22 protein-coding genes are annotated in these 19,054 nt (G+C 39.1%); 13 read left to right on the top strand and 9 right to left on the bottom strand.

The window, feature by feature from the left end:
• Positions 1-30 precede the first annotated feature (30 nt).
• Positions 31-1,140, bottom strand: a complete 1,110-nt coding sequence (locus tag LVY74_RS04175; RefSeq protein WP_237813957.1) for an S-(hydroxymethyl)glutathione dehydrogenase/class III alcohol dehydrogenase — start codon at positions 1,138-1,140, stop codon at positions 31-33.
• 738 nt (positions 1,141-1,878) lie between these two features.
• Between LVY74_RS04175 and LVY74_RS04170 the strand changes: the two genes are divergently transcribed.
• Entirely contained in the window at positions 1,879-3,183 is a 1,305-nt protein-coding gene (locus tag LVY74_RS04170) for a dicarboxylate/amino acid:cation symporter (protein WP_237813956.1), read from the top strand.
• A 54-nt stretch (positions 3,184-3,237) separates the two neighbouring features.
• Here LVY74_RS04170 and LVY74_RS04165 read toward each other — a convergent pair whose 3' ends face one another.
• From LVY74_RS04165 to LVY74_RS04155, 3 genes are all read right to left on the bottom strand, one after another.
• Positions 3,238-3,729 (bottom strand): hypothetical protein, encoded by a 492-nt coding sequence (locus LVY74_RS04165; protein ID WP_151710568.1) that lies wholly within the window; start codon positions 3,727-3,729, stop codon positions 3,238-3,240.
• Between the two features lie 85 nt (positions 3,730-3,814).
• Positions 3,815-5,209: a class II fumarate hydratase gene (gene fumC, locus LVY74_RS04160; RefSeq protein WP_237813955.1), complete on the bottom strand. Its 1,395-nt coding sequence runs from the start codon at positions 5,207-5,209 to the stop codon at positions 3,815-3,817.
• Positions 5,210-5,316: 107 nt separating this feature from the next.
• Positions 5,317-6,318, bottom strand: coding sequence for an SDR family NAD(P)-dependent oxidoreductase (locus tag LVY74_RS04155; protein ID WP_237813954.1), 1,002 nt, complete (start codon positions 6,316-6,318; stop codon positions 5,317-5,319).
• 90 nt (positions 6,319-6,408) lie between these two features.
• On the opposite strand from LVY74_RS04155, the gene tusD reads away from it, so the two are divergent.
• From tusD to LVY74_RS04135, 4 genes are read left to right on the top strand one after another with little or no spacing between them, the layout of a single operon-like run.
• Entirely contained in the window at positions 6,409-6,777 is a 369-nt protein-coding gene (gene tusD, locus LVY74_RS04150) for a sulfurtransferase complex subunit TusD (RefSeq protein WP_151777119.1), read from the top strand.
• A gap of 42 nt (positions 6,778-6,819) precedes the next feature.
• Complete coding sequence (locus LVY74_RS04145; RefSeq protein ID WP_151709154.1) at positions 6,820-7,170, top strand: hypothetical protein; 351 nt, start codon at positions 6,820-6,822, stop codon at positions 7,168-7,170.
• A gap of 6 nt (positions 7,171-7,176) precedes the next feature.
• Positions 7,177-7,461, top strand: a complete 285-nt coding sequence (locus tag LVY74_RS04140) for a hypothetical protein (RefSeq protein WP_237813953.1) — start codon at positions 7,177-7,179, stop codon at positions 7,459-7,461.
• 9 nt (positions 7,462-7,470) lie between these two features.
• On the top strand, positions 7,471-7,782 hold the full coding sequence (locus tag LVY74_RS04135; protein ID WP_151777121.1) for a TusE/DsrC/DsvC family sulfur relay protein: 312 nt from the start codon (positions 7,471-7,473) through the stop codon (positions 7,780-7,782).
• A gap of 28 nt (positions 7,783-7,810) precedes the next feature.
• Here LVY74_RS04135 and LVY74_RS04130 read toward each other — a convergent pair whose 3' ends face one another.
• The 3 genes from LVY74_RS04130 to LVY74_RS04120 form a co-directional block, all read right to left on the bottom strand.
• A complete protein-coding gene (locus tag LVY74_RS04130) occupies positions 7,811-9,679 on the bottom strand; it encodes a SurA N-terminal domain-containing protein (RefSeq protein ID WP_237813952.1) in 1,869 nt (622 codons plus the stop codon).
• 130 nt (positions 9,680-9,809) lie between these two features.
• Positions 9,810-10,082, bottom strand: coding sequence for an HU family DNA-binding protein (locus tag LVY74_RS04125; protein WP_151709158.1), 273 nt, complete (start codon positions 10,080-10,082; stop codon positions 9,810-9,812).
• 150 nt (positions 10,083-10,232) lie between these two features.
• Entirely contained in the window at positions 10,233-10,661 is a 429-nt protein-coding gene (locus tag LVY74_RS04120; protein ID WP_228271203.1) for a phasin family protein, read from the bottom strand.
• 224 nt (positions 10,662-10,885) lie between these two features.
• Here LVY74_RS04120 and LVY74_RS04115 point away from each other — a divergent pair, with 224 nt between their 5' ends.
• The 8 genes from LVY74_RS04115 to fdx all read left to right on the top strand — a co-directional run bounded on the left by LVY74_RS04115 (position 10,886) and on the right by fdx (position 16,993).
• Positions 10,886-11,533: a hypothetical protein gene (locus tag LVY74_RS04115; protein ID WP_237813951.1), complete on the top strand. Its 648-nt coding sequence runs from the start codon at positions 10,886-10,888 to the stop codon at positions 11,531-11,533.
• Between the two features lie 114 nt (positions 11,534-11,647).
• Positions 11,648-12,121, top strand: coding sequence for an Rrf2 family transcriptional regulator (locus tag LVY74_RS04110; protein ID WP_151709161.1), 474 nt, complete (start codon positions 11,648-11,650; stop codon positions 12,119-12,121).
• Between the two features lies 1 nt (position 12,122).
• Positions 12,123-13,340, top strand: a complete 1,218-nt coding sequence (locus LVY74_RS04105) for an IscS subfamily cysteine desulfurase (RefSeq protein ID WP_237813950.1) — start codon at positions 12,123-12,125, stop codon at positions 13,338-13,340.
• 77 nt (positions 13,341-13,417) lie between these two features.
• On the top strand, positions 13,418-13,804 hold the full coding sequence (iscU, locus tag LVY74_RS04100; protein WP_151709163.1) for a Fe-S cluster assembly scaffold IscU: 387 nt from the start codon (positions 13,418-13,420) through the stop codon (positions 13,802-13,804).
• A 31-nt stretch (positions 13,805-13,835) separates the two neighbouring features.
• Positions 13,836-14,156 (top strand): iron-sulfur cluster assembly protein IscA, encoded by a 321-nt coding sequence (iscA, locus tag LVY74_RS04095; RefSeq protein WP_004751838.1) that lies wholly within the window; start codon positions 13,836-13,838, stop codon positions 14,154-14,156.
• A gap of 82 nt (positions 14,157-14,238) precedes the next feature.
• A complete protein-coding gene (gene hscB, locus LVY74_RS04090) occupies positions 14,239-14,754 on the top strand; it encodes a Fe-S protein assembly co-chaperone HscB (RefSeq protein WP_151709164.1) in 516 nt (171 codons plus the stop codon).
• Positions 14,755-14,779: 25 nt separating this feature from the next.
• Positions 14,780-16,645 carry a Fe-S protein assembly chaperone HscA gene (gene hscA, locus LVY74_RS04085; RefSeq protein ID WP_237813949.1) on the top strand — a complete coding sequence of 622 codons (1,866 nt, stop codon included), beginning with the start codon at positions 14,780-14,782 and terminating at the stop codon, positions 16,643-16,645.
• Between the two features lie 9 nt (positions 16,646-16,654).
• Positions 16,655-16,993, top strand: coding sequence for an ISC system 2Fe-2S type ferredoxin (fdx, locus tag LVY74_RS04080; RefSeq protein ID WP_151709166.1), 339 nt, complete (start codon positions 16,655-16,657; stop codon positions 16,991-16,993).
• A 3-nt stretch (positions 16,994-16,996) separates the two neighbouring features.
• Here fdx and LVY74_RS04075 read toward each other — a convergent pair whose 3' ends face one another.
• Both LVY74_RS04075 and LVY74_RS04070 read right to left on the bottom strand, forming a co-directional pair.
• Positions 16,997-18,406, bottom strand: a complete 1,410-nt coding sequence (locus LVY74_RS04075; RefSeq protein WP_237813948.1) for an adenylate/guanylate cyclase domain-containing protein — start codon at positions 18,404-18,406, stop codon at positions 16,997-16,999.
• A 101-nt stretch (positions 18,407-18,507) separates the two neighbouring features.
• On the bottom strand, positions 18,508-18,942 hold the full coding sequence (locus tag LVY74_RS04070; RefSeq protein WP_004751830.1) for an HIT domain-containing protein: 435 nt from the start codon (positions 18,940-18,942) through the stop codon (positions 18,508-18,510).
• Between the last annotated feature and the right edge of the window lie 112 nt (positions 18,943-19,054).

Genomic DNA, 19,054 nt, shown 5'->3' with positions numbered 1-19,054 from the left:
TTATATACAACAAAAATCTATCGTGATGCCTTAATAATGCACAACACTACGAATTGATTTACCTTCATGCATTAAATCAAATGCTTCATTGATCTGTTCAAGTGGCATGGTGTGTGTCACAAATGGCTCAAGCTGAATTTCACCTTTCATTGCATCTTCAACCATAGTCGGCAATTGTGAACGACCTTTTACACCACCAAATGCTGTTCCCATCCATTTACGACCTGTGACCAATTGAAATGGGCGAGTCGAAATTTCCTGACCTGAACCTGCAACCCCAATAATCACAGACTGTCCCCAACCACGATGTGCACACTCTAAAGCTGAACGCATTACATTGACATTACCAATACATTCAAAAGAATGATCAACGCCCCAACCTGTCATTTCAACAATCACCTGCTGAACAGGTTGCTCATAATCTTTTGGATTAACAAAATCAGTCGCTCCAAATTGTTCAGCCAGTTTAAATTTTTCAGGGTTGGTATCGACCACAATAATACGACCTGCCTTGGCTTGACGTGCGCCCTGTACAACAGCCAAACCAATTCCACCTAAGCCAAAGACAGCAACACTATCACCCTCTTGAACTTTCGCAGTGTTGTGTACTGCGCCAATACCTGTTGTTACACCACAGCCTAATAAACAGACTTGCTCAGGATTGGCTTCAGGATTGATTTTTGCGAGAGATACTTCAGCTACAACAGTATATTCACTAAAGGTTGAGCAACCCATATAATGATAAATTGGCTCACCATTGTATGAAAAACGGGTTGTTCCATCTGGCATGACCCCTTTACCTTGAGTGGCACGCACTGCAACACAGAGGTTAGTTTTGCCAGATTTACAGAATAGACATTCGCCACATTCAGCTGTATATAATGGAATAACATGATCACCAGCTTGCACGCTAGTTACACCCTCGCCCACTTGTACAACAATACCCGCACCTTCATGCCCTAAAATTGCAGGAAAGATACCTTCTGGGTCATCACCAGATAAAGTAAATGCGTCTGTATGACAAACGCCTGTATGGGTAATTTTAATCAGAACCTCACCAGCTTTTGGTGGTGCAACATCGACTTCTACAATCTGTAAGGGTTGACCTGGGCCAAATGCAACGGCAGCACGTGATTTCATTCTTTCTATTCCTTAAATCTAAATCATCTTAATCATGATGATGCTTTTATGGTTACAGTTTCTTTTAAAGCAAATTTAATGCCTAATGAGAAATTTTAACACATGAGTCAAATGATATTTTTCTGTTTTTTGACCTTAAGACATTTCGTAAATAAATACAAATACGGATCGTCAGATCAAAAATATACTTAAGATTTTCTTATTGAAATTATGCATTTTTTGCACTATTTGGATGCATTTTTTGCATATTTAACAAGCATATTGATTATTTAAATTAAAAAAACTGATATGTATTTATTTAAATATTGGTGAGTTTTCTAAATATAACAGCCCATATTTCAAGTAAAACTTAACAATTCCGCCTTAAAAGCTCTCTTACCCATACCATCACTAAAAGCCATTCAATGTAATTTTTCTTAAAAATTTTTCAATTTATTTGCTGAATATTTAATCTGTTCGACTAAAGTATAACTTAATGCTTTTGGCTATTTTTTGCCTAATAAATCGTTTTTTCGACTAAGAGAAATTTAAAAAATAATCTAATATATTGTTTTTATTTGTTTTTTACAATATTTCCAACTTTTATTTTATTTTTTTAAATTATTTGTTTTATTTTATCATTTCGAAATTTTATGGCTACATTTTAACTTCAAATATTTTTTTAAAGTAAAATTCGCCTTGCAAGTAAGCAACAAAATTGGCACCCACTTTTTTGGAATATCTATAGGATTTTTATTAATGGACATTCATGCACATCAAACCAAAGTTCCAGGGGAAAAGCCGAAGTTTTACCAAGTACTTTATGTTCAGGTAATTTTCGCCATCACCTTAGGTATTATACTTGGTCACTTCTTTCCAAGCGTTGGTGAGAGCTTAAAACCTCTAGGCGATGCATTTATTAGCATTGTCAAAATGATTATTGCGCCTGTTATTTTCCTCACGGTTGTAACTGGTATTGCTGGCATGAACAATATGGGCAGTGTTGGACGTGTAACAGGTAAGGCGATGCTTTACTTCATCACATTCTCAACATTAGCCCTATTCGTAGGGATGATTGTTGCCAATGTTATTCAGCCGGGTCATGGTTTAAATATTGACCCTGCAACATTACATGGCGACAAAGTTTCTGAATATGTAGAAAAAGCTCACGATTCGACTATCGTTGGCTTCTTAATGAACATTATTCCAAAAACACTCATTAGCCCTTTGGTTGGCGGTGAAATTTTACAAGTTCTTTTTGTTGCCATCCTATTTGGTATTGCTTTAGCAACAACAAGTGCTCAATCTAAACCAATCATTGATTTCTTAAACAACTTGACTACACCAGTTTTTAAACTTGTAGGCATGTTGATGAAACTCGCGCCAATTGGTGCATTTGGCGCAATGGCATTTACAATTGGTAAATATGGTATTGGCTCAATTGGTAACTTGGCGTTATTGATTGTGACTTTCTATATCACTGCTGTGCTCTTTGTTGTGATTATTCTTGGTGCTGTAGCGAAATATAATGGTTTCTCTATCATTGATCTCGTTCGCTACATTAAAGAAGAATTATGGTTGGTTTTGGGTACAAGTTCTTCAGAAGCTGCTTTACCATCTTTAATGGAAAAAATGGAACAAGCGGGCTGTGAAAAATCAGTTGTTGGTTTGGTTATTCCAACAGGTTACTCATTTAACCTTGATGGTACCAACATCTATATGACGATGGCAGCACTGTTTATTGCTCAAGCGTGTAATATCGATTTAACGATTGGTCAACAGTTAACGCTGTTACTTGTTGCGATGATCAGCTCTAAAGGTGCAGCAGGTGTAACAGGTGCAGGCTTTATTACACTTGCAGCAACATTATCGGTTGTTCCAGATGTTCCAGTTGCGGGTATGGCTTTAATCCTTGGTATTGACCGTTTCATGTCTGAATGCCGTGCATTAACCAACCTTGTAGGCAATGCCTGCGCAACTGTTGTTGTTGCACGTTGGGACAAAGCATTAGACAAAGAAAAATTTGATGCCACAATGAAAGCACACAAAGCTAAAAAAGCTTAATGTTTAAAAATAAAAAAACCGCATCATGATGCGGTTTTTTTATATCAGTCAACTTTAGATTTGACCTTGTAAGATGCTTGCAGAAATTTGATTTTTCCATTGATCACGCAATGTTGGTAAATAGAATTTCTCACCTATCTCAATTAAATCCGCATCAATTAATGCATGTAAATCTTGCAGGAATAAATAGTCCAGTTCCACACTCGATAACTTCGTATTCTTCTTACTATATTCTTGGCGTTTTGCTTGAGCTTTTTTAACAAACTGATCTGCATAAGCACGATCTTTATATTGAGCCACAGCCGTTAAACGTAATTCAACCACTCCCCAACCACTGAGCAATAGTTTAAAGACTTCAAAATCTCGTGCGGTAGATTCCCATGTCATTTCTTCCAAATTTTCATCTGAAGGCAGTACTGGAAGTAAAAGCTCCATCACACTTGGAAAAATTTTCTTAAAGTTAAGAATAAACTTAACAGGATGATCACCCGGATAATCTTGAAACTGAACGTGTTGTTGCGTATCGGTTAAATATATATCGAGCATAAAAAAGATCATCAGCAGTAAATAGAAGCGCTATATTGTACGCATAACTCACGCCAATACAAACTGCTGATGTTCAGCATGTGGATTATTTCACATTTGGAGCAACCATTTTTTCAGGGCGTACCACTTCATCAAACTGCTCAGGTGTCACCAGTGCCAGTTCTACCGCCACTTGCTTTAAGGTTTTATTTTCTTTATAAGCTGTTTTTGCGACTTTTGCTGCATTTTCATATCCAATAACAGGGTTTAATGCCGTGACTAGCATTAAAGAGTTATGTAGAAAATGATCAATTTTTTCACGATTTGGCTCAATTCCTACCGCACAATGGTCATTAAAGCTATTACATGCATCACCCAACAATTGAATCGACTGCAACAAGTTAAATGCAATGACAGGCATAAATACATTCAACTCAAAATTACCTGATGCTCCCGCAACATTGATGGTCGTGTCGTTCCCTAAAACTTGCGCTACAACCATCGTCATCGCTTCACTTTGAGTTGGATTGACTTTCCCTGGCATAATGCTTGAGCCTGGCTCATTTTCAGGAATTCTTAACTCACCAAAACCACAACGTGGACCACTTGCCAACCAACGAATATCATTGGCAATTTTATTCAAACTCGTTGCCAAAGTTTTTAATGCACCCGATGCAAATACCGCAGCATCACGCCCTGCCAAAGCTTCAAATTTATTTGGTGCAGTCACAAAAGGTAAACCAGTCAATTGCGCCAATTGCTGCGCTGCATTTACCGCATAATCAGGATGCGCATTTAAACCTGTACCTACAGCCGTACCACCGAGCGGCAACTCATACAAGCCTTCTAATGCCTGATTTAAACGCTTTAAACCATGATCCAATTGTGAGACATAACCGCTAAATTCCTGTCCTAAAGTGAGTGGCGTTGCATCTTGTAAATGCGTCCGTCCAATTTTCACAATCTCTTGAAATTCATCTGATTTTTTTTGTAAAGTATCACGTAATTGTTTCACCGCAGGAATCAATAACTCATTGATTTGGACACTTGCCGCCACATGAATTGCCGTTGGAAATGAGTCATTGGTGGATTGGGCACGATTCACATGATCATTGGGGTGCACAGGCTTTTGTGAACCTAAAGGGTTTCCTAATTTTTGATTCGCAATGTTTGCAATGACTTCATTGCAGTTCATATTACTTTGTGTACCTGAACCCGTTTGCCAAACCACCAATGGAAATTGAGAGTCCCATTGTCCTGCAATGACTTCTTCAGCTGCATCTACAATATAATTTGCTAGCTCTTGAGGGATTTGTTTTAACTCTGCGTTGGTCAATGCGGCTGCCTTTTTTACCAAGCCCATACCTCTAATCATGGCACGAGGTAAACGCTCTTGACCGATCTTAAAATTCTGTAAGCTACGTTGAGTTTGTGCGCCCCATAGTGCTTCATTTGGAACCTCAACATCACCCATCGTGTCATGTTCTATACGCATTGTCATAATTTCCTCAATTTCATTATCATTCAATTTATAATGACTAGATCTACGCTCTAGCTAAACAACATCATACGTAGCAAACACCATTTAGTAAATAATTATCATTTACTTTATGCCCCTCGATAAAAGCGCCACTGATCTTTGAGCATTTGCTCAACAGTTCGGGTTGCTACCCAACCTAGTTGTTGTTTTGCTTTACTCACATCAGCGCCCACTTGATCTAGCAGAGGTAAATGTAAATCTGTAGAAGAAGTGATTTTGGTAATACGACTTTGTATCAATTTCTCAGTCGTGTCTAATAGCTGATTCATACTAATGACATCAGGGCGCGAAATATTTAATACTTCATATCGATGATGTTGCGGCACTAGCCATGTCAAAGTTTTTTCCAATGCATCACAAACATCAAGAATATGTACAAAACTCCGTTCAGGACTACGATCCTGTGTGTCTTGCGTCGTATATATTTCTATGCTTTCTCGCTCATGATTCGCGATTTGCATCAACAAACCCACAATGCTCTTTGGTAGCTTTGGAATAAACTCGCCCCAAAAACCCTGTTCAAATGCGCCCGCAACATTTCCCATACGTAAGACAGCGATATTCCATTCATTATCATGCTGAAATACATCAGCAAGGATGCGCTCCATCATTTGCTGAGACTGTATATAGGGGTTGATATAATCATGATTCAATGCTGTCTGCTCAGTGAGCTGACTGCCTGATTGAGCATAAACCATCAAACTTGAAACATGGATAAATTGCCGACAACCAATGCGTTGCATCATGCGTACAACACTCATCAGTGCACTTAAGTTATTGTTATAATACTCAATCGGCTTTAATGCTGACTCTTGCACAGACTTAAATCCAGCACAATGAATCACAGAATCAATTGGATACTGCTCAACAAATTTGGTCAATGCAGGTGTATTACGCACATCGACCTGTAAAAAAGGAATATACTGCCGTGCAATATACTGCAGACGATCCAAAGTATGCAGATGACTATTGACCAAATTATCAACCAGCACAACTTGCTGTCCTTTAGACAATAAGTGCAACGCAATATGTGAACCAATAAAGCCTAAACCACCTGTAATCAAAATCATTGTATACTCTTACCTATTGTTCATTTTCCATGGTTTACCATTCCAGTTTCAAGTGAGTGCACAACCATATTCTTTGTAAAGTGATTTGTTATGAGCACCCTAATTCTCGTCACCGCTCCTCCACACTCCGTGTTGGCTTGGCATGCGCTAGGAATAGCACAAGCATTACAAGCAGCTCAACAAGAGTTTCGGGTATTTTTCTATCAAGATGCGGTTATGGTCGCAAATACCCTCAACTGGTGCCCTGATGATCAACGTCAACTCTCTCAGGAATGGCAAAAACTGGGTATTCGGTTACCTGTCTGTGTAAGTGCGGCATTGGCTCGTGGCATTACAGACCAAGACAATGCTGAGCGCCATCAACTCTCACAATTTAATCTAGCATCGGGCTTTGAGTTGGTTGGTCTAGGGGAATTTGCCGATGCCGTTCAAAATACCACGCGTTTAGTTCAATTTTAGAGCCTTTACACATGTGCTTTGTTGTTTTTAAAAGGTAGTTCTGTGAAAACTGTTCTTGTTATTTTAACCCAAGCCAATCTTATGCATACACAGAGCAATGAAAGTCTGTCTGCAACTATGGTACTTGCTACATTTGGCTGTCAGGTCAAAGTGCTACTGAAAGATGCCGCTTTAAGCTTACTCAAAAATGATGTCGCTTTTGATGCCTTAAATCATCCTTTTAAACTCGCGTCAAATATGGTTGATAGTTTTGAGTTTTATGACCTTAGCCCTATTTATATTGAACGCCATCAACAGCAACATGCTTTTGTTTTGCAAACACAGCACGAACTTGAATTTGTAGAATTAAATTCTGAATTTTTAAGAAATTTTGAACATGTGCTTTACTGGTAAACCAATATGTCAAATTCGACTCTTTTTTTAATGCAAGCTGAGTACAGCAAATCTGCTTATTTACTCGAACAATTGCAGCATATGGCAGATCCCTCTACCGATCAGATTGTGCTAATGGCAGAATCCGTACTTCTTTATAATGATCCAAGTTTAAACAATTATCATTGCTATATATTGAAAAATGATGCGGATATATTGCCTGAAAGCATAGGTTCCCGCATTCAAATCATTGACTATAGCGAATTCAGTCAAATTCTTTTACAGCATACACGTTGTATCAGTTTAAAATAGTTGAAAATTATGACTTTAGAACTCGATCAAGATGGTCACTTAGTTGACTATCAAATCTGGAATGAACAAGTGGCTCAAGAACTCGCAAATAGTCTTGAAATTGAGCTTAGCGCATGGCATTTCGAAATTTTACATGCTGTTCGACAGTTTTATCAGCAGTTTGGTCACTCACCTGCAACACGACCACTGATTAAGTACCTGATGAAAACTGTAAGTCCTGAAATTAATAATGCCGTATTACAACAACAATTTAATACAGGACTGGTTGCACGTCATTTAAGCCGCTTGGCAGGTATTCCCAAACCTGCCAACTGCTTATAAAAAAAAGCGCCGAAGCGCTTTTTTTTATTTATTTAATTTTTGCTTTTGATTTCAGATATTCAACATAATCTGCAAGCTCCTGCTCACTACGACTTTGTTGATACCAGTTTTGTAATTGTTGCATTTGTTCAGCACTAATTGCTTTGGGATCCATTGGCTCAACTTTAGATACCGCAATCACCACCATTTCATTTGGTAAAGTTGTTGTCCCAACTGACCACATTCCTGCTTTTGGTGTCGGCAAAGTAAATGCGATATTAGACACTTCTTTTTTCAAGCCCTGACGCGGGAATACTCCAGCTTTTTCAAACTTAATGCTTGATTGTGCTAAAACTTGCTCAGCAGGTTTCGATTTAAAGCCATTGAATGTTGTCGCTAGACGTTGCTTCGCAATCACTTCAGCTTTTTGATCCAATACTTTATTACGAATCGCTGCTGTTGCTTGAGCAAGTGTTTGTGTACCTGCCGCGCGGTAATTACGAACTTTTACCCAGATCACATCACCATTAGCCAATTGTACGCTGCTTGATGCATTACGATCACCAGTTTTAACATCATCACTAAATAGCTTTGCTTTTACTGATGCATCAGCTAAATATGGATCTTTTGTCCAAACAGTCACTGCTTTAGCAGATTGGACTTTCGCTGTTTTTACCTGTTGAGTAACCACATCCAAAGCATCGTTACTAATAACACTATCGTTGAGCTTATTGACAATATTACTGAGTGCATTGGCTTTTTGGTTTTTCTGCAAATCTGCAATTAACTGTGGTTTTACTGCATCGAGTGATGCAATTTTTTGTGCAGGTGTTTGTACTTCAATGATGTGATAACCAAACTGTGTTTTTACAGGTTGTGAAATTTGCTGATCTTTTAGACCAACCACAGCATTATCAAATTCTTTTGAACCTAACAAACCTGCTTTATAACCTTGTATTAAACCGCCATTTTCTTTTGAAGTTGGATCTTCAGAGAATTGTTTTGCTGCTTCTGCAAATGACAATCCTGCTTTGATTTTGGCTTCAACATCTTGAGCAAGTTTCAATGCTGCTGCATCACCACGACTATCTTTAGTGATTAAAATATGATGCACTTCTTTTGCAACATTTTTCTTCTGTGCCTCAACATAACTTGCATATGCTTGTTGAATTTCTGCAGCAGTTGGTGCTGTAGTTGTGACATTAATCATTGCTGGAGTCACGACCACATAATCGACATCAACATTGGCATTTTGTTTAAAGCTAGCCTTGTGCTGATTATAGTAATTGGCAATTTCTTGTGGGCTAACAGTTAAACCTTTTTTATATTCATCAAGTTTTACACTTGCCAAATAGATTTCACGTTGCTCAGTTTGAATATTTGCCAAACGCTGAATGTCCGCCTTATCCAGTAAGGTATAATTAGAAATCGTTCCTGAAAGCATTTTTAATGCTTGATCTTTACGCAAGTTTTCGATCAGCATTTCCTTGGTCATATTATTGCTACGCAAGTAATTACCAAAAGCTTGATCGCTGAATTTTCCATTGACTTGAAATTCAGGGACTTGTGATAGCATTGTCACAAATTGCGCATCACTTAAAGTCAAGCCCAGTTTCTGTGCTTGTTGAAGTAATAATTGACGAGCAATTAGGGTATCTAGTGCATTATTACGAATTGCATCCATATTAAGTAAAGATGCATCACCTTGAACATATTGCAAATATTGCTGCTGATAAGCCTTCACTAAATCATCAAGATCTTTATTTGCGATATCTTGACCATTCACAGTTTTTGCTACATCGGTTTTTTTCGAGCCACTAAAATATCCTTCAATACCTACTAACGCTAAAGGAGCTAGGAACAACACCAGCAATGCGATGCCTAACCAACCTTTGATCAGTTTACGAAACGATTCCATAAGTATTCCAATATTTTATTTGTGTGCGATTTTAACTGAAATCAAAAGGCGAATGAACGCATTTGCCTTGTTTATTTCGCCAATTCAATAAAAAACGCGCCTTGAGGCGCGCTTAAGTTGCTGTTTTGTCTTACGCTACAGCATCTTTCAAGCCTTTGCCCGCTTTAAAACTTGGGACTTTGCTTGCTTCAATTTGTAATTCTGCACCAGTTTTCGGATTACGACCTGTACGTGCGCTGCGCTCTTTCACGCTGAATGTACCAAAACCAACTAAAGTTACAGTATCGCCTGCTTTTAACGCTTCAGTAATTGAAGCAATTGTCGCATCCAACGCTTTTCCTGCATCAGTTTTAGACAAACCCCCTTTTGTTGCAATCGCATCAATTAATTCTGATTTATTCATGAAGATGACGTCCTCTTAATTTGGTTGTTTAAGATCCAAGGCTTTCGTATATAACCATACCGCCTTTATAGCAATGCTTGAGGTCAAAAGGCAATACTCCACAAATGCTTTTATGAGGATTTCATGACAAAAACCTATGAAAATGCACAATTATTGAGAGCTTTGTGACAACTTTTGGCGCAGGGTCTGATTTTCTTCAATCAACTGATCAACTTTGGTATGTAACGATAAAATCAACTGTTCCAAATATTGCACATCTTTGCTGGTTGCCAGACCAAGACGATTTAAAGAAGTATTTACTCCCTGATCGAGAATTTTTTCGACTTTGTCTTTGGTTTCAACCACCGATTCACGTGCTTTATCTGTAACCTTGGTTACGGTCTGGTCAGCAAAACCGAGGGTCTTAGATTCTAGCTCTTCACCAACTTTGACTAACGAGTCAAAGAGTTTTGTGCCTTCTTCTTCAGCACGTGAAAATGCACCTAATCCCGCCAACCAGATTTGCTGAGTATACTTACGAAAATCTAAAGCAGTTTTTTGATTCTGCTTATTTTTTTTATCTTGTGAGGCTTGTGTCATATCATCGACTTCATTTTGCTGATTTATTATCCTTTTACTCATAGTTGTAACCTCTTCTATATATGACAACAACGGTCTTTGCGCATAATCACGTTATAATAACAAAGATATGACTTGAACATTTTCCTAAACTGTTCTACAAAACTACTTCATTTTTGCGACCATTTTCATCGTTCGAGGACAATCAATGAAATCTTCGATTTTCATTGAGGAATTTTAACTTTATGAGTGAATCTCAACAGACACAAGAACAACCCAAGCTATTGTTAAATTTGGGCATGATTGCATTGGAAACTTTTTATAGTTTCATTTTTAAACACGATGATGTGGTTCAATTACATGCAAAAGAATTTTTGGAGCAACAATTAACAGTTAAGGTAAATTGCTATATTCCTTATATAGACTTTTACGTCCGCTTTACCCGAAAAGGCATTTTATTTGACTTACAAGCTCCCGATAGTCCTGTTGATTTAGAAATTAGCAGTACCGTTTTTGGCTATGTTCAAACTTTAGTCTTAGGCAATAAAAAAAGTGTGCGTGGAATTCGCATGTATGGACACGATCAACTCAAAGATCCATTTCGTGATTTGTTAACTCAACTCGCATTACCTAAACTTGCTGCTGACTGGAAAAAATGGCTATTCCGCTCTGAATCAGAGCATGATGTTGTCGCATCCAAAAAGCGGATCGCGCCACTTTTAGAAAAAATTGAATATCAACGCTCAAAAATCAATAGCTTACAAGTCGAGGTTAAGCAGTACAAAAATCGTTTAAGACATGTTCAAAAAAAACAACAGCGTTTAAATGGCTTTTTTATTACGGTAATCGTCATACTTTTATGTACTTTGTTATATAATAGTTGGACTGTTTAAAATAATAATAAGCAAACCGTGAATTAGGTCTGCTTTTTTATCATCAAAAAACTTGACTATTTTAGTCAGGATTCTTAAAATTTAAACATCTAGTCTAAACATGTGTATCGAATTATGCGTCTAACCACTCGCGGTCGCTACGCAGTGACTGCTCTACTCGACTTAGCCTTGCAGCCATCTGAACAAACGATCACGCTTGCAGAAATTGCAGCACGCCAAACAATATCAGTCGCCTATCTTGAGCAGTTATTTGCGAAGCTTAAACGTCATGGTTTAGTTTCTAGCGTTCGCGGAGCAAATGGTGGTTACCATTTAGCAAGAAGCGCAAATGAAATTACTGTTTTAGAAATTATTGAAGCTGTCAATGAAACAGTGGATGCAACCCGTTGTGACCACAAAGGTAACTGCCAAAATGGTGCAATGTGTTTAACTCACGACCTATGGCAAGATCTTTCTCACCATATCGCCGATTATCTCGCAAAAATTTCCTTATCTGACCTCATTTCTCGTGACAACGTACAAACTGTTGCGATTCGCCAAAATTCAGCACCTTATGAGTCAGACCTATTATCGGGTACAGGTATTTAACATGAAACGTCCTATTTATCTTGACTATGCAGCAACAACTCCAGTTGACCCTCAAGTTGCTGAACGCATGATGGAATGCTTAACCTTTGATGGTACTTTTGGTAATGCAGCTTCGCGTTCTCATGCTTACGGTTGGCAAGCAGAAGAAAAAGTGGAGTATGCACGCGAGCAAGTTGCGAATCTAGTTAAAGCCGATCCGCGTGAAATTGTTTGGACTTCTGGTGCAACTGAATCTGACAACCTCGCACTTAAAGGTGTTGCTCAGTTTTATGCATCGAAAGGCAAACACATCATTACCAGTAAAATTGAACACAAAGCAATTTTAGATACTTGCCGTGAGCTTGAAGCTGAAGGCTTTGAAATTACCTATATCGAGCCACAACCACAAACAGGTTTGATTACACCTGAAATGGTGGCGGCTGAGCTTCGTCCAGACACCATTTTAGTGTCGCTAATGATGGTCAACAACGAAATCGGTACTGTAACTGATGTTGCTGCAATCGGTGAATTGACTCGTGCCAATAAAACATTCTTCCATGTCGATGCTGCTCAAGCTGCTGGAAAAATTGAAATTGACCTCAGTCAAATCAAAGTCGACCTCATGAGTTTCTCTGGTCATAAAATCTATGGCCCCAAAGGTATTGGTGCACTATTTGTACGCCGTAGCCCACGTGTTCGCCTAAAAGCACAAATTCACGGTGGTGGTCATGAACGTGGTATGCGTTCAGGGACTCTTGCAACGCATCAAATCGTCGGTATGGGTGAAGCATTTGAACTTGCAGGTAAAAATCTTCAAGCAGAACAAACCCGTTTACGTGTACTTCGTGACAAATTATGGAATGGCTTGCAAAGTTTAGAGCAAGTTTTCCTGAACGGTCACCCTACACAAAACGTTGCCAACTACCTAAATGTCAGCTTCAACTTTGTTGAAGGTGAATCTTTAATGATGGCGCTTAAAGACGTTGCTGTTTCAAGTGGCTCTGCTTGTACATCTGCAACCTTAGAACCATCTTACGTATTACGTGCGCTTGGCTTGTCTGATGAACTTGCACACAGCTCAATCCGTTTCAGCTTCGGTAAATACACCACTGAAGAAGATATTGACCACGTAATCAGCATTACTCAAGCTGCTGTCGAAAAACTCCGTGAGCTTTCACCGCTTTGGGATATGTATAAAGAAGGCATCGACCTTTCAACAGTTGAATGGGCTGAACATTAATCCTTGAGATTGATGTTTTTACCCCCATATTAAATTTAAGGAAACTCAGGCTAACCCCCTAGGTTCGGAGAAAGACCATGGCATATAGCGAAAAAGTCATCGACCATTATGAAAACCCACGTAACGTTGGTGTGCTTGACAAAAATGCAGAAAATGTGGGTACAGGCATGGTGGGTGCACCTGCATGTGGCGATGTAATGCGTTTACAAATTCAAGTCAACAACGACGGTATCATTGAAGAAGCACGCTTCAAAACTTACGGTTGCGGCTCAGCAATTGCATCAAGCTCTTTAGTAACTGAATGGTTAAAAGGCAAAACACTTGATGAAGCTCAAGCCATCAAAAACATTGATATTGCAACTGAACTTGCTTTACCGCCAGTGAAAGTTCACTGTTCAGTATTGGCAGAAGATGCCATTAAAGCTGCGATTGAAGATTATCGCAGCAAAAAATCAAATGTATAATTGTTTGGCAAGATAAATTCACGGAGTTTTCATGATCCATTTAACTGAAAATGCAGCCACTCATATCAGCAATTACCTAAAAAATCGCGGTAAGGGTGAAGGCATTCGCGTTGGGGTGAAAACTTCAGGCTGTTCAGGTTTAGCGTATGTACTTGAGTTTGTCGATGAAGTCGATACTCATGATCAAATCTTTGAACAGTTTGGTGTAAAAGTTTTTGTTGATCCAAAGAGCTTAGTTTACCTCGAAGGATTGGAAATGGACTATGTAAAAAATGGTCTAAATGAAGGCTTTGAATTTAATAACCCAAACAAAAAAGGTGAATGTGGTTGCGGTGAGTCTTTCACTGTTTAATTCTCCCATTCATCTTCACTATCAATAAAACAGTGTATAATTCACTGTTTTATTGACATTTACCTCGTGGAAATCATCCCCCATGAATCATTTTGAGTTGTTCGGATTACCTATTGCTCTCGATATTGATTTAGCAGCTTTAAAAAATAGCTTTTTGAAATTGCAACAACAATATCATCCTGATAAAGCACAAGATAAAGATCAAGCACTCATCAAATCGAGTGAAATTAACCAAGCTTATAAGGTGTTATCACATGTTGATAGCCGTGCAGGTTATTTGCTATCACTGCAAAAACAAGATCATGGTCTAGACCAATCTATTCACGACTTTGAATTTTTACAGTCAGCACTCGAAATTCGTGAGCAACTCGATGAAGCCCAAGATCCAGAACAACTTCACACTTTAAAAGATGAAGTGAATCAATGGATTGCTGGTTTAGTGCGCGAGTTCAAAATCGACTATGACGATAAAGACTGGGGCGAAGCACGTGATACTGTTCGTAAGTTACGCTTTTTCCAACGTGTCATGAATGACATTGACAAAGCTGAAGATCGCTTACTAGATGATGAACAGTACGATTTGGATGATGATTTTTAATTTTTATATTCAAGGATTTTAACAGATGGCTCTCTTGCAAATTGCTGAACCAGGTCAGTCAAGTGCGCCGCACGAACATCGTGTTGCGATTGGGATTGACTTAGGTACGACGCACTCTTTGGTTGCCACTGTACGCTCAGGTCAAGCTAAAGTTTTAGAAGATGAACATGGCCGAGTGTTATTACCATCGATTGTGCATTATGCCAAGCAGCAAAATGCGTATGGTGAAGAAGCAAAACCATTCATTACCCGTGATCCGAAAAATACCATTGTTTCGGTTAAACGTTTCATGGGACGTTCAAAAGCGGATATTAAATTTCAACATCCCTATGAACTGGTTGGTGCAGATAATCAAATGCCTGCATTCCAAACCAATGCTGGGCCAAAAACACCTGTTGAAATCTCTGCTGATATTTTAAAACAACTCAAACTTCGCGCTGAAGACAGTATTCAACAGCCACTCACTGGTGCTGTGATTACTGTTCCTGCTTATTTTGATGAAGCCCAACGTCAAGCAACACGTGATGCTGCTCAGCTTGCAGGTTTAAATGTATTACGTTTATTGAATGAGCCTACCGCTGCGGCTGTTGCTTATGGCTTAGATCAAGAAACCAATTTATCGACTGACCGTAACTATGTCATTTACGACTTGGGTGGCGGTACATTTGACGTGTCGATTTTACGTTTCTCGCAAGGCGTATTTGAAGTACTTGCTACGGGTGGACACACTGCCCTTGGTGGTGATGACCTTGACCGTCTTATTGTAAAATGGGCAAAAAAACAGCTTAATCTTGATGAACTCGATGATGCTGAATATGCTCACTTTATGGTGACTGCACGTAAAGCCAAAGAACAACTTTCTGAGCAGCAAAACGTTCAATTGCACTTGCTTGATCAGGTAGTTACCTTAGATCGACCAACATTTGAATCGATTATCCAAGTGGCACTTGACCGCACCATTACCGTCTGCAAACGTGTTTTACGTGATGCCAAACTTGAGCTTAACGACATTCAAAATGTCGTATTAGTCGGCGGTTCAACGCGCTCGTATGCAGTTCAAAAAGTCGTCGCGGATGTTTTTCAACAAGAGCCTCTATGTACCATCAACCCAGATGAAGTGGTTGCAATTGGTGCAGCGATTACTGCAAACCAGTTGGTTGGTAACAGCCAAGATGGTTCATTATTGCTTGATGTAACGCCACTGTCTTTAGGTTTAGAGACTATGGGCGGACTGGTTGAACGTCTAATTTCACGTAACACCGCCATTCCTGTAGCACGTCGCCAAGAGTTCACGACCTATCAAGATGGTCAATCTGCCATGCTGATTCATGTGGTACAAGGTGAGCGAGATCTGGTTGAACATTGCCGTTCTTTGGGACGCTTTGTGCTGCGTGGTATTCCACCAATGACTGCAGGTCAGGCACGGATTGAAGTCACTTTCCAAGTCGATGCCGATGGTCTTTTAGCAGTTTCTGCACGTGAAACAACTTCAGGTGTTGAAGCGCATATCGACATTAAACCCTCTTATGGTTTATCTGATACCGACATGGAGCGCTTACTGCTTGAAGGCTTCCAATATGCCGAAGAAGACAAACAACTTCGCCATTTGCAAGAAACCAAAGTTGAAGCACAACGTGAACTTGAAGCCCTAACACAAGCACTGAAAGCTGATGCAGGTTTGCTCAGTGAGTCGCAGTTAAGTGCTTTACAGCAAGCACAGCAGCAGCTTGATACTCAATTGCAAGGTCAAGATATTCAAGCCATTGAACATGCTGTTCATCAGCTTAAAGTACACAGTGATGCTTTTGCTGCATTGCGTATGAATCGCCATATTGACCATGCGCTCAAAGGTACCAAATTAGACGACTGGTCAAACTCAACTTCTGAATAGGTAAAGACTATGCCACGTATTAAAGTTCTTCCACATCCCCAAATTTGCCCTGAAGGTGCAGAGTTTGAAGTGGAAAACAACACCAACTTATGTGAAAGCCTACTCAAAAATGGCATTAAAATTGAACATGCATGTGACATGTCTTGTGCATGTACCACTTGTCATGTGATTGTACGTCGTGGTTTTGACAGCTTAGACGAAATGAATGATGTCGAAGCTGATTTGCTTGACCGTGCATGGGGCTTAGAGCCAGATTCGCGTTTGTCGTGTCAGGTAAATGTTGAAAATGAAGATTTGGAAGTCGAAATTCCAAAATATACAATCAACCACGCTTCAGAAAATCACTAAATCCTAGACTTTATCGGACTCAAAGTCTTTGAGCTTTGCGTCCGAATCAGGAACTTCATCCCGCTCATCTAAACGCGCAATTCCCTGTTCTGTTGTCAAATCCTGCTGTGTTTGAATACGCTGTTTCATTTGCTCCAATACATCAAGCAATTGTTGATATTCATAATGCTGAGCTTCATCTAAATTTAACAATAAATGAAAGCCTTTATATTCATAATCAAACCATTGCTGTAGATCTGAACGAATACCTGTATATTTATCAATAATTTGCCAAGTTTGAATCGGCTCACTCAAACCTTTTAGCTGCATCGGCTCTTTGGGCACACAAACAAATTCATCTTTAATCAAACGATAAGTTTCATCTGCAATCAGAATTTCATCGGGATGCGCCGCAGCCTGTAAGCGTGCTGCCAAATTTACATCATGACCAATCAGTGTATAAGACATCCGATAATCTGAACCATAGTTCCCAACGTGACAGTAACCTGTACTGATGCCCATGCGAATATGTAGCTCAGGGAAACCCATTTTTAACCAGCGCTCACGCAAAACATGCATTTGCTGACGCATGGTAATTGCCATCTCTACGCAGCGTTTTGCATCTGCTTCAGCACCGTGTGATTGCGGATCACCAAAGAAAATCAGCATACCATCGCCAATAAACTTATCTAATGTACCTTCATAGCGTTTAGCAATTTCTGCCATATGACTTAAATAATCATTTAAAACAAAGGCGAGATCATCAGGAATCAATCGTTCTGCAAGTTGGGTAAAACCGATGACATCGGAGAAAAATACCGTCATCTTTTTACGTTTATAGTCAATTTTCGCCTGTGTATCGCCACGCATAATCGATTGCCATAATTGTAATGGCGCATAACGACTGAGCTGATTTGAAAATTGAATATAGCGGTTCATCTGTTCTTGATAATAATCTTTGGTTGCAATCAAGTTTTGCAGCTCTTTTCGATTAAAATAATTGGTCACACCAAAACAGGCGCAAAAACAGATAAAACTATAAACTGTCAAATAAATACTGGTATCTTCAAAATAATTTTCGAAACCAAAAAATAAGAATGAATTGACATAAAATGTCATGACTGCACATAAAAAGCCCAGACTATAGCCTACAAACGATACTTTATTAAATGTTGTTGAAAAGTACCAAAATGAAGCTAAAGTCAGACTACTAAAAACAAAAGATAAATGTACAGCAGACAAAACTGCCGCCATCACAGATAAATCTAGAACAAAAATAATTTGCTTGATTTGGCGGCGGGTAAATTTATGTTTCGCAAGAAAAAATACACAAAGTGTCGCAATAAAAACGCAAGCCGAAAAAATGGCAACCACATAATGTTGAAACTGTAGAGGCGTTGGAAAATAGTAAAGTAATACACCAAACGAAAGCATGATATAGGAAACTCCCCTATACACACTTTGTAGCACAAACTTATTTTTTCGCTCAAATGGCACGTTCGCCTCACCTAGACAACAGAATGTGGGTCAATAAATTAGTCCATTCTCCAGTCAAATGGCATTTCACCTTGACCACGCAGTGCCAACATCAGGGTTTGACGCATATGAGCCAAAACATCATTACTATAAGGAACTGCTGGCAAACCCCATACAGGTTTTGGCCAAGCAACGTCATTTTGGTAACGAACGATATGGTGAAAATGTAATTGCGGTACCATATTGCCAAGCGCTGCGACATTCATCTTATCAGCACGGAATACACGTGATAGTTGGCTCGACAACCAGCTTGATTCACGTAGGAATTGTTCCTGATCAGCTTGGCTCAGTTCATATAATTCGGTAATTCCTGGAACACGTGGAACCAAGATTAACCAAGGGAATTGCATATCATTCATTAAACGGCATGTTGATAATGGAAAATCACCAACGAGAAACGTATCTTGCGCAAGTTGCGGATGTAAACTAAACATATCTTTATAAGTGGTAAAAATAACGAAAAGTGGTTCAATACTACCATATCCATGTTGCCATGAATATCAACTGATTGTGCTTTATCGCTCGAATTACAAGGTTTACAGAGCA

This window comes from Acinetobacter sp. ME22, assembly GCF_022012315.1.
In the GTDB taxonomy this organism is placed as follows: Bacteria; Pseudomonadota; Gammaproteobacteria; order Pseudomonadales; family Moraxellaceae; genus Acinetobacter; species Acinetobacter brisouii_A.
This window is presented reverse-complemented; position numbering and strand designations above follow the sequence as displayed.